The sequence below is a fragment of the Pseudoruegeria aquimaris genome (assembly GCF_900172235.1).
GTDB lineage: Bacteria > Pseudomonadota > Alphaproteobacteria > Rhodobacterales > Rhodobacteraceae > Pseudoruegeria > Pseudoruegeria aquimaris.
Genome location: NZ_FWFQ01000001.1, coordinates 283,016 through 293,886, shown reverse-complemented (window position 1 = coordinate 293,886; position 10,871 = coordinate 283,016). Strand labels below are relative to the sequence as shown.

Here is a 10,871-nt window from a genome sequence, read left to right as displayed (position 1 = left end):
TCCTGGCTTTCCGAGAGCATCATCTCGTAGGCCGTCATGTTCTCTTCGCGCTGGGGCACGTTCTCAAGCTGCAGGCGGATGCCCAGCTTGCCCTTGTCGCCCATCTCCACGGCGGAGCAGGTGAGGCCGGCGGCGCCCATGTCCTGGATCGAGATCACGGCGCCCGTTTGCATCAGTTCGAGGCAGGCTTCCATCAGGCGCTTCTCGGTGAAGGGGTCGCCCACCTGCACCGTGGGGCGCTTCTCCTCGATGGTGTCATCGAACTCGGCCGAGGCCATGGTGGCCCCGCCCACGCCGTCGCGGCCCGTCTTGGCGCCGAGGTAGACCACCGGCATGCCCACGCCGGAGGCGGCGGAGTAGAAGATGCCGTCGGCGGGCGCGAGCCCCGCGGCGAAGGCGTTCACGAGGCAGTTGCCGTTGTAGGCGGGGTGGAAGCGGACTTCCCCGCCCACGGTGGGCACGCCGAAGCAGTTGCCGTAGCCGCCGATGCCTTCCACCACGCCGTTCACGAGCTGGCGGGTCTTGGGGTGGCTCGGCTCGCCGAAGGAGAGCGCGTTCATCGCGGCGATGGGGCGCGCGCCCATGGTGAAGACATCGCGCAGGATGCCGCCCACGCCGGTGGCCGCACCCTGGTAGGGCTCGATGTAGGAGGGGTGGTTGTGGCTTTCCATCTTGAAGACGACGGCCTGGCCGTCTCCGATGTCCACCACGCCCGCGTTCTCGCCGGGACCGCAGATCACCTGCGGGCCTTCGGTAGGCAGGGTGCGCAACCACTTCTTGGAGGATTTGTAGGAGCAGTGCTCGTTCCACATCGCCGAGAAGATGCCAAGCTCGGTGAAGGTCGGTTCGCGCCCGATGATCTCGAGGATGCGGGCGTATTCATCCGGGGACAGCCCGTGGCTGGCGATCAGATCTTCGGTGATGGCGGGTTCTTGCATGCGTCTTAAGCCCTTGCTCGCGGAAGTCTGGCGCTCTCTTAGGGCAGATGCGAGCGCGGGAAAAGGGGCGCTGCGCCGCAGGGCGGGGGTTTTGTGCGAAAACGGCGGTCCTGGGGACCGGCCCGGCGTGCTTCGGGACGCCGCAGGCGCATGCTGCACCCGCGCGGGCCGCGCCGGCATGAACCGCGGGCGAAGCGGCAGGGAGCCGCCGCCCCGGCGAAGCGGCGTTCTCGGGGTGCCTCGAAATTCGGCAAGGGGCTCAGATGCTTGCAATCCGGATCGGCAGGCGCGGGTTGGGGTGGCATTTGCCCCGACGTCAACTTTGCGGAAATGCTGCGCTTGCAAAATGGTGGCGCAGGCAGGGCCGCGCTGGCCATCGCCTGCCCGGAGCGTGCCGCCTTGCCGCGTGAGCGGGGCCGGCACCGCGATGCTGGGGAATGAACAAAAAAAAGGCCGAGACAAAGCTCGGCCTAAGTCCAACAGGGAGGTAGAAGCGGCAAGAGCGAACTCTATTGCCGCTGCTGATTGCTATTTATGGACCGCATCCCCCCCGTTCAAGAAGAAAAATGTCGCATCGCAGCAAAGCGGATATGCGTTTGGTGCATGGCTGCCACAGGCACCCTGGAACGCCAAACGAGGCTCTGGTCGGTATCCGGGCGGCCCCGTGGCGCCACCGGCGCGGTGTGATCGCCGGGGCGCCGCCGGGTGTTCCACCCCGGCCTTCCCTCAATCTTCCCGCGCGCGCTTGCGATACTCGGTGATCTCCTGGGTCACGAAATCCCGGAAGGCGGCGACGCGTTTGGATTGGCGCAGCTCCTCGGGATAGGCGAGATAGACGGGGATCTCGGAGGATTCCACCTCGGGCAGCACCCGTTCGAGCGCCGGAAGCCCGGGCCTGTCTTCCCGGAACATCTCGTAGACGTAATCCGGCAGCACCCCGATGCCGAGGTGGTTGATCGTGCCCTGGAGCACCCCGAAGTAGTTGTTGACGGTGAGGGTGGAGGTCAGATCGTAGGTGAGGAGTTCCTTCACGAACTGGGTGCCCGCGCTCACCTGCGCCGCCGAGACGTTCTGGCAGATCAGCCGGTGCCCGGACAGGTCCTCGGGCCGCTGGGGACGGCCGTTCCTGTCGAGGTATTCCTTGGTGGCGAAGAGGCGCATGCTCACGCTCATCAGGCGGCGGCGGATCAGGTCGGCCTGGCTGGGCTCCTTCATGCGGATGGCCACGTCGGCCTCGCGCATGGGCAGATCCAGAACCCGCTCCTCCAGCATGAGGTCGATCTTCAGATCCGGGTATTTCTCGTAGAGCTTCGTCAGCCGCGGGGCGAGCCAGAGCGTGCCGAAGCCCAGCGTGGTGGTGACGCGCAATTCGCCGAAGACTTCATCCTCGCTGTCGCGGATGCGCGCGGCGGCGGCTTCGAGCCGGCGCGTCATCGAGGAGGTGGCGTCAAACAGAAGCTCGCCCTGCTCGGTGAGAATCAGCCCGCGCGCATGGCGGTGGAACAGCGTCGTTCCGAGGCTCTCTTCGAGTGCTCGAATCTGCCGGCTGACCGCCGATTGTGAAAGATGCAGCGTCTCGCCGGCGTGTGTCAGGCTGCCCGCATCTGCCACCGCGTGAAATATTCTTAGCTTGTCCCAGTCCATTTTCTTCCGAAGCGTGTCCCTGTCTGGCGCCTGTATAGCACAATTATTTCTTAAGGGGCGGGGTCTTAATAAAAGCGTGAAGCGGCGTCAATTTTCCTTTGTAGGTCAGCATTTTTGACCTAAAATCGTGCTAAGCTATGCTCTTGTTGGGAGGAAGAACATGACGCAGCCACCGGTATCGCTCCACGACCGCTACGATCTTGATAAATCGCCCGTTCTGCTCAACGGCACGCAGGCGCTCGTGCGGCTGATGCTGATGCAGAAGGCCCGCGACAGGGCGGCGGGGCTGAATACCGCTGGCTACGTGACGGGCTACCGCGGCTCGCCGCTGGGCGCGGTGGACCTGATGATGAGCCGCGCGCGCAAGGATCTGGAGGCCGCGGACATCAAGTTCCACCCCGGCCTGAACGAGGATCTGGCCGCCACCGCGCTCTGGGGCACCCAGCAGGCCGAACTGCGCGGAGAGGGCAGGTATGATGGCGTCTTCGGCCTCTGGTATGGCAAGGGCCCCGGCGTGGACCGCTCCGGCGACGTGATGCGCCATGCCAACATGGCCGGCACCAGCAGGCATGGGGGCGTGCTGATGGCCATGGGGGACGATCACACCGGGGAAAGCTCCACCGTCTGCCACCAGTCGGACTGGGCGATGGTGGATGCCTACATGCCGGTTCTGTCGCCCGCCGGTGTGCAGGAGATCCTCGATTTCGGGCTCTACGGTTTCGCCCTGTCGCGCTTCGCCGGGGTCTGGGCCGGGCTCAAGGTGATGAAGGACACGATCGAGGTGACGAGCGTGGTGGACGGCCGCCCCGACCGGATGAGCTTCGTCACGCCGGACTTCGACATGCCCGAAGGCGGGCTCAACATCCGCCTCAACGATCACTGGGTGGCGCAGGAGGCCCGGATGATCGACTACAAGCGCTTCGCCGCCGAGGCCTTCTCGCGCGCCAACCGGATGGACAAGCGGGTCTGGGGCAAGCCGGGCGCGAAGATCGGTTTCGTGGCTGCGGGCAAGAACTGGCTGGATCTCACCCATGCCTTCCAGCTTCTGGGGATCGATGCCGCCGAGGCCGAGCGGCTCGGGATCACCACCTACAAGATCGGGCAGACCTTCCCCATCGACATGGTGAGCTTCCATGAATGGGCCGAGGGGCTCGACCTGATCGTGGTGGTGGAAGAGAAGCGCAAGCTGATCGAGGTGCAGATCAAGGAGGCCATCTTCGACGATCGCCGCGGCCGCCGCGTCTATGGCTGGTACAAGGGCGGCGCGGGCGGCATGCACAGCGAGGAGCTCTTCCCCACGCGTTATGCGCTCGACCCGGTGATGATCGCCGAGAAGATCGGGGGCATCCTCGTGGAGGAGGGGCGCGGCACCGAACGGATCAAGGCGGGGCTCGCGCGCATCGAGGAAGCCCGGCGCGCCGACAACGCCGAGGAGATCGCCACCCGCACGCCCTATTTCTGCTCGGGCTGCCCGCACAACACCTCCACCAAACTGCCCGAGGGCAGCCGCGCCTACGCCGGGATCGGTTGCCACATCATGGCGCTCTGGATGGACCGCGAAACCTCCGGTTTCACCCACATGGGCGGCGAGGGGGCCAACTGGATCGGCGAGGCGCCCTTCTCCACGCGCGACCACGTGTTCCAGAACCTCGGCGACGGCACCTACAACCACTCCGGCGTGCTGGCGATCCGCGCCGCGCTCGCCTCCGATGCCAACATCACCTACAAGATCCTGTTCAACGATGCCGTCGCCATGACAGGCGGGCAGGAGAACGAAGGCCATCTCAGCCCGCAGCGCATCGCGCAGGAGATCCGCGCCATGGGCGTGCAGGAGATCGCGGTCGTCCATGACGCCAAGGAGGAGGTGGATTTCAAGGGCTTCCCCGAGGGCGTCCGCTTCGCCGAGCGGGCCGAGCTGATGAAGGTGCAGCGGGAGATGTCCGAGGTGAAGGGCGTCTCCGCCATCATCTACATCCAGACCTGTGCCGCCGAGAAGCGCCGCCGCCGCAAGCGTGGCAGCTTCCCCGATCCCGACAAGCGCGTGTTCATCAACACCGACGTCTGCGAAGGTTGCGGCGATTGCGGGGTGCAGAGCAACTGCGTCTCCATCGTGCCGGTGGACACCGAGCTGGGGCGGAAGCGGGCGATCGATCAATCCTCCTGCAACAAGGATTTCTCCTGCGTCAACGGTTTCTGCCCCTCCTTCGTGACGCTGGAAGGCGCCACCCTGCGCAAGGAGACCGCGGCCGAGATCACGCTGCCCGAGATGCCCGAGCCCAGCCTGCCCGCCATCGAGGGCACCCACAACGTGGTGATCACCGGCGTGGGGGGCACGGGCGTCGTCACCATCGGGGCGATCCTTGCGATGGCGGCGCATCTGGACGGCAAGGGCGCGGGCATGATGGAAATGGCCGGCCTCGCCCAGAAGGGTGGCGCGGTGCATATCCACTGCCGCCTGGCCAACAGGCCCGAGGACATCAGCGCCATCCGCGTGGCCACCGGCGAGGCCGATGCGGTGATCGGCGGCGATCTTGTGGTGACGGCGGGGGCCAAGACCATCGGTCTGATGCGCACCGGGCGCACGGGGGCCGTGGTCAACAGCCACGAGATCATCACCGGCGATTTCACCCGCAACGCCGATTTCCGCCTGCCCGCCGAGCGCCTCGAAGTGGCGTTGCAGGCGCGGCTGCGGGACCGGCTGGCGATGTTCGACGCCACCGACCTGGCCGCCCGCGCGCTGGGCGACAGCATCTTCTCCAACATGATCATGCTGGGCGCGGCCTGGCAGCGGGGGCTTGTGCCGCTGAGCCGGGAGGCGATCCGCCAGGCCATCGAGCTGAACGGCGCCGCCGTCGCGGGCAACCTCAAGGCCTTCGAGATCGGGCGCTGGGCGATCACCCACCCCGAGGATGCCGCCCAACTGGCCGCACCGAAGGTCGTGGCCAAGCCGAAGACGCTGGAGGAGAAGATCGCCTTCCGCGCCGATCATCTGACCGCCTACCAGAACGCCCGCCTGGCGCGTCGCTACCGGACCTTCCTCGAGAAGGTCGAGAACCCCGAGCTGCGCGAGGCCGTGGCGCTGGGCTACCACAAGGTGCTGGCCTACAAGGACGAATATGAAGTCGCGCGCCTGCACCTCGAAACCGAAGCGAAGGCGCGCGCCCAGTTCGACGGCGATTTCCGGATGACGTTCCACCTCGCGCCGCCGCTGCTGTCCAGGGAAGGCCCCGACGGCCGCCCGGCCAAGAAGGCCTACGGGCCGGGCATGCTGCGCGCCTTCCGCCTGCTGGCGCCGCTCAAGCGCCTGCGCGGCACGCCGCTGGACCCCTTCGGCTACACGGCGGAGCGCAAGCGTGAGCGGGCGTTGATCCGCCAGTATGAGGCCGACATGGCCGAGGTGATCCACCTCGTGAAGCCGGCCACGCTGGCGGCGGCCTGCGAATTGGCGCGGCTGCCCCTGCAGATCCGCGGCTTCGGCCCGGTGAAGGAGGCCGCCGAGAAGGCCGCCGCGCAGCGCCGGGGCGAGCTTCTGGCGGAGATCCGCGCCGGCAGGGGGGCGCCGACGCAGGCGGCGGCCTGACGTGCCGGCCTGATGCGCCGGCCCGGGCGTCTGCCCGTTTTCTGACCTGATGAACGGGCAAAGCCGGGCCGGAGCAGGCAGGGATCGGCCGATGCCGGGAGGCGATGTCGCGAAAGTGTCATCGCCTCTGGCATAGACTCGCGCCCCGGATTATGAGCTTTGCCCAAGATCCACGGCTGAGACCGGACCACGTCACGATGAAGCACCAGCCCCGCGTCGCACGAGACATCAGCTACGCCTCTTCCGCCGCCACCCGAGGCGGCCGCGCGGTGATCCGCGTTCTGGAGAACGCCACCGGGCGCATGGGGCTGATCCGGCGCGCGCGCGGCTACGAGCTGGAGGTCGCCAACGGCGCCGATTTCTGGCAGGTGATGATGGCGCGCTACGGGCTGAGCCTGGAGGTGGTGAAGGGCTCGCTCGAGACCATTCCGCGCGAGGGGCCGCTTGTCTTTGTCGCCAACCACCCCTACGGCATCCTCGACGGGCTGATGATGGGGCATATCCTCGCCAGCACGCGGGGCGACTTCCGCATCCTCGCCAACAACGTCTTCCAGAAGGCCGAGGATCTGAACCGCTACATCCTGCCGATCAGCTTCGACGCCACCAAGGAGGCGATGAAGCTCAACCTCGACACCCGCACCGAGGCGCTGCGCTACCTCGGGCAGGGTGGGGCGATCGGCATCTTCCCCGGTGGCACCGTCTCCACCGCGGCCCGGCCCTTCGCCAGGCCCATGGATCCGGGCTGGCGCAACTTCACCGCCAAGATGGTGGCGCGTTCGGACGCCACGGTGGTGCCGATCTTCTTCGAAGGCCACAACTCGCGCCTGTTCCAGATCGCCAGCCACCTGCACCAGACCCTGCGGCTGGGCCTGTTGATCAAGGAGTTCAAGAAACGCACCATTGCGCCGGTGCGCATCAGCGTGGGCGCGCCGATCGATCCCGAAAAGCTCCGTGCCCATGCGCGCGATCCGAAAGCCATGATGGATTTCCTGCGCAAAGCCACGTATGAGCTATCCCCAACCCCGCTGAACTCACTCGAATACGGCTACGAGTTCGAGAAGAAATACAAGGGATAGCGCAAGACAATGGCTGTCGGCATTTTTGATTCTGGCCTCGGAGGCCTGACCGTCCTGGACGCGGTGAGCAAGCGGCTGCCCGAGGTGCCCTTCGTCTATTTCGGCGACAACGCCCACGCGCCCTACGGCGTGCGCGACGCCGAGGACATCTACAACCTCACCACCGCCGCGGTGGAGCGGCTGTGGGAGGCGGGCTGCGATCTGGTGATCCTGGCCTGCAACACCGCCTCGGCCGCGGCCCTGCGCCGGATGCAGGAAAGCTGGGTGCCGCCCGAGAAGCGCGTGCTCGGCGTCTTCGTGCCCCTGATCGAGGCGCTCACCGAACGGCAGTGGGGCGACAACTCCCCGCCGCGCGAAGTGGGTGTGAAACACGTGGCGCTCTTCGCCACGCCCGCCACGGTGCGCAGCCGCGCCTTCCAGCGCGAGCTGGCCTTCCGCGCCATCGGCGTGGACGTGGAGGCCCAGCCCTGCGGCGGCCTCGTGGATGCCATCGAGGACGGCGACGAGATCCTCGCCGAAGCCATGGTGCGCTCCCACGTGGAGGCGCTGCTGCGGCGGATGCCCGAGCCCGAGGCCGCGATCCTGGGCTGCACCCACTACCCGCTGATGGAAGAGGCCTTCCAGGCCGCGCTCGGTCCGCAGGTGAAGGTGTTCAGCCAGGCCAATCTCGTGGCGGCCTCACTGGAGGATTACCTCAAGCGCCATCCCAAGATGCGCGGCCCCGGCGAGGAAAGCCTGTTCCTCACCACCGGCGATCCGGCCCGCGTCTCCGACAAGGCCACCCGCTTCTTGCGACGAAAGATCACGTTTCAGGCCGCCTGATTGCGGCCGCACCGCTTTGATCCTACATCCTTCCCGAGATCCCGAAAGGTCAGACCCATGACCCACAAAATCGCCATTCTGGGCGCCTCCGGCTACACCGGCGCCGAGCTCGTCCGGCTGATCGCGACCCATCCCGAGATGGAGATCGTCGCGCTTTCGGCCGACCGCAAGGCCGGCCAGAGCATGGCCAGCGTCTTTCCGCACCTGCGCCACCTCGATCTGCCGACGCTTGTGAAGATCGACGAGATCGACTTCGCCGATGTCGATCTCTGCTTCTGCGCCCTGCCGCATGCCACCAGCCAGGCGGTGATCCGCGAACTGCCCAAGCACTTGAAAATCGTCGATCTTTCCGCCGATTTCCGCCTGCGCGATCCCGAAGCCTACGCCAAGTGGTACGGCGGCCCCCACGCCGCGCTGGAGCAGCAGGCCGAGGCCGTCTACGGGCTCACCGAGTTCTACCGGGAGGAGATCCGCAGCGCGCGGCTCGTGGCCGGAACCGGGTGCAACGCCGCCACCGGGCAATATGCCCTGCGTCCGCTGATCGCGGCCGGGGTGATCGACCTGGACGAGATCATCCTCGATCTGAAGGCCGGGGTCTCCGGCGCCGGGCGCAGCCTGAAGGAAAACCTCCTGCACGCCGAGCTTTCGGAGGGCTACCACGCCTATGCCGCCGGCGGCACGCACCGCCACCTGGGCGAGTTCGACCAGGAGTTCTCGGCCATCGCCGGCCGCCCGGTGAAGATCCAGTTCACCCCGCACCTGATGCCCGCCAACCGCGGCATCCTCGCCACCGTCTACGTCAAGGGCGAGGCCGCCCGCATCCACGAGGTGCTGGCGCAGGCCTATGCGCAGGAGCCCTTCATCGAGGTCCTGCCCTTCGGCGAGCACCCCTCCACCCGTCACGTGCGCGGCAGCAACTTCTGCCACATCGGCGTGGTCGCGGATCGCATCGAGGGCCGGGCCATCGTCTTCGCCGCGCTCGACAACCTGACCAAGGGCTCCTCCGGGCAGGCCCTGCAGAACGCCAACCTGATGCTCGGCATCGAGGAGACCACGGGGCTGATGCTCGCCCCGGTGTTCCCGTAACGAAAGAACGAAGGGAGATCGCGCCATGAAAGGGCTCAAGAAGCAACGCAGGATCCAGGTGATCATCGTCGCCGCGGTGGCGCTTCTGCTCTCCACGGCGCTGATCGGCTACGCCCTGCGCGACGGCATCAACTACTTCCGCAGCCCCTCGCAGGTGGTGGAGACGCCGCCGGCGCCGGGCGAGGTCTTCCGCATCGGCGGGCTGGTGGAAGAGGGCACGCTCAAGCGCGGGCAGGGGGAATCGATCACCTTCAACGTCACCGATGGCGGCGCCTCCGTGCCGGTCACCTTCACCGGCATCCTGCCCGATCTCTTCGGCGAGGGGCAGGGGATGGTCGGCACCGGATCTTACGTGAACGGCACCTTTGAAGCTACTGAAATCCTTGCCAAACACGATGAGACCTACATGCCCAAGGAAGTGGTGGACGCGCTCAAGGAGCAAGGCGTCTACCAGCCTGCGGACGGTAGCTGAGGCCCGCGTTAACCGCTGAAGCCCGAGGCTTTCCGGCGTCCGAACAGACGCTGGGGAGCCTTTTTCATGCCGGATGTGCGCAGCATCGCCGAAAGCATCGTCGCCCGCGAAGGTGGCTACGTGAACGATCCCGACGATCCGGGCGGGGCCACCAACCACGGCGTGACCATCCACACCCTGCGCCGGCTCGGGCTGGATCTCGACGGTGACGGAGACGTGGACGCCGCCGACGTGCGCCGGCTGAGCCGGGCGCAGGCGGTGGAGATCTTCCTGCGCCACTATTACGAGCGCCCCGGCATCGCGGCGCTGCCCGAACCGCTGCAGGCCAGCGTCTTCGACATGTATGTCAACGCCGGCGCCAACGCAGTGAAGATCCTGCAGCGCCTGTTTCGCAAGATGGGGTTCGACTGCGCCGTGGACGGGGTGATCGGGCCGCAGACGATCGCCGTGGCGCAGGCGGCCTACGCGCGCGCGCCGCGCCATCTCGTGGATGCCTACGGGATCGAGCGCCGCAACTACTACTACGCCCTGGCCGACAGCCGCCCGGCGAGCCGCAAATACGCCCGTCGCCGTGACGGCGGCAAGGGCGGCTGGATCACGCGGGCGGAGGAGTTCATCTCGGAGCGATACCACCTGAGCGCGGCCGAACATGCCCGGAGGGTGGCGGCATGGGGGTGATGACGGGGCTGATGACGCTTCTGTTCGGCGGCGGGCGCAACGCGCTGCGCGAAACTGTCGAGGTGTTCCGCGAGAACGCGGAGAAGGGGGCGCAGCGGGGGCACGCGCTGCAATCGGCAGCGCTGGCGCAGATGGCGGCGGAGTTCGCCGCGCCGCAGAGGGGCGGGTTCGATCGCTTCATGGACGGGGTGAACCGGGTGCCACGCCCGGCGCTGGTGTTCGGCATCCTCGCGATGTTCGTGGCCGCCATGGCCGATCCCGTCTGGTTCGCGGCGCGCATGGCGGGGCTTTCGCTGGTGCCGGAGCCGCTCTGGTGGCTGCTGGGCATCGTCGTCTCCTTCTACTTCGGCGCGCGCCACCAGATGAAGGGGCAGGAATTCCAGCGCTCCATCGCCGAAACCTACAGCCGGGTGCCCGGCGTGCTCGGCCATGTCTCGGCGCTTGCGGCGATGGAAGAGCCACCACCTTCCGCGCCCGCGACGGACAATCCGGCGCTGCTGGACTGGCAGCGCGAAGGGCACTGAAGCAGGCGGCCCAGCCGGTGGAAGCGTGACAATCTGGCCCTCCCGCTCGCG

The 10,871-nt window shown here is 67.1% G+C and carries 9 protein-coding genes; 7 read left to right on the top strand and 2 right to left on the bottom strand.

Annotated elements, in window-relative coordinates:
* The coding region (locus PSA7680_RS01375; RefSeq protein WP_245824408.1) for an AIR synthase related protein at positions 1 to 938 on the bottom strand (938 nt) is incomplete at its 3' end.
* Between the two features lie 726 nt (positions 939 to 1,664).
* Positions 1,665 to 2,582 (bottom strand): LysR family transcriptional regulator, encoded by a 918-nt coding sequence (locus PSA7680_RS01370; RefSeq protein WP_085866856.1) that lies wholly within the window; start codon positions 2,580 to 2,582, stop codon positions 1,665 to 1,667.
* Positions 2,583 to 2,742: 160 nt separating this feature from the next.
* Between PSA7680_RS01370 and PSA7680_RS01365 the strand changes: the two genes are divergently transcribed.
* From PSA7680_RS01365 to PSA7680_RS01335, 7 genes are all read left to right on the top strand, one after another.
* On the top strand, positions 2,743 to 6,162 hold the full coding sequence (locus PSA7680_RS01365) for an indolepyruvate ferredoxin oxidoreductase family protein (protein ID WP_085866855.1): 3,420 nt from the start codon (positions 2,743 to 2,745) through the stop codon (positions 6,160 to 6,162).
* A gap of 197 nt (positions 6,163 to 6,359) precedes the next feature.
* On the top strand, positions 6,360 to 7,238 hold the full coding sequence (locus PSA7680_RS01360) for a lysophospholipid acyltransferase family protein (RefSeq protein WP_085866854.1): 879 nt from the start codon (positions 6,360 to 6,362) through the stop codon (positions 7,236 to 7,238).
* 9 nt (positions 7,239 to 7,247) lie between these two features.
* Positions 7,248 to 8,060 (top strand): glutamate racemase, encoded by an 813-nt coding sequence (murI, locus tag PSA7680_RS01355; RefSeq protein WP_085866853.1) that lies wholly within the window; start codon positions 7,248 to 7,250, stop codon positions 8,058 to 8,060.
* Between the two features lie 57 nt (positions 8,061 to 8,117).
* On the top strand, positions 8,118 to 9,146 hold the full coding sequence (gene argC, locus PSA7680_RS01350; RefSeq protein ID WP_085866852.1) for an N-acetyl-gamma-glutamyl-phosphate reductase: 1,029 nt from the start codon (positions 8,118 to 8,120) through the stop codon (positions 9,144 to 9,146).
* Positions 9,147 to 9,171: 25 nt separating this feature from the next.
* Positions 9,172 to 9,618, top strand: coding sequence for a cytochrome c maturation protein CcmE (ccmE, locus tag PSA7680_RS01345; RefSeq protein ID WP_085866851.1), 447 nt, complete (start codon positions 9,172 to 9,174; stop codon positions 9,616 to 9,618).
* A gap of 66 nt (positions 9,619 to 9,684) precedes the next feature.
* Entirely contained in the window at positions 9,685 to 10,296 is a 612-nt protein-coding gene (locus PSA7680_RS01340; protein WP_085866850.1) for a holin-associated N-acetylmuramidase, read from the top strand.
* Positions 10,287 to 10,820, top strand: a complete 534-nt coding sequence (locus tag PSA7680_RS01335) for a holin family protein (RefSeq protein WP_085866849.1) — start codon at positions 10,287 to 10,289, stop codon at positions 10,818 to 10,820. The genes PSA7680_RS01340 and PSA7680_RS01335 overlap by 10 nt, the downstream gene beginning before the upstream one ends.
* Positions 10,821 to 10,871: the final 51 nt, after the last annotated feature.

Bases quoted from the DNA above. Each gene is read 5' to 3' on its own strand.
- PSA7680_RS01370 (WP_085866856.1), bottom strand. From the start codon at position 2,582: ATGGACTGGGACAAGCTAAGAATATTTCACGCGGTGGCAGATGCGGGC.
- PSA7680_RS01365 (WP_085866855.1), top strand. From the start codon at position 2,743: ATGACGCAGCCACCGGTATCGCTCCACGACCGCTACGATCTTGATAAA.
- PSA7680_RS01360 (WP_085866854.1), top strand. From the start codon at position 6,360: ATGAAGCACCAGCCCCGCGTCGCACGAGACATCAGCTACGCCTCTTCC.
- murI (WP_085866853.1), top strand. From the start codon at position 7,248: ATGGCTGTCGGCATTTTTGATTCTGGCCTCGGAGGCCTGACCGTCCTG.
- argC (WP_085866852.1), top strand. From the start codon at position 8,118: ATGACCCACAAAATCGCCATTCTGGGCGCCTCCGGCTACACCGGCGCC.
- ccmE (WP_085866851.1), top strand. From the start codon at position 9,172: ATGAAAGGGCTCAAGAAGCAACGCAGGATCCAGGTGATCATCGTCGCC.
- PSA7680_RS01340 (WP_085866850.1), top strand. From the start codon at position 9,685: ATGCCGGATGTGCGCAGCATCGCCGAAAGCATCGTCGCCCGCGAAGGT.
- PSA7680_RS01335 (WP_085866849.1), top strand. From the start codon at position 10,287: ATGGGGGTGATGACGGGGCTGATGACGCTTCTGTTCGGCGGCGGGCGC.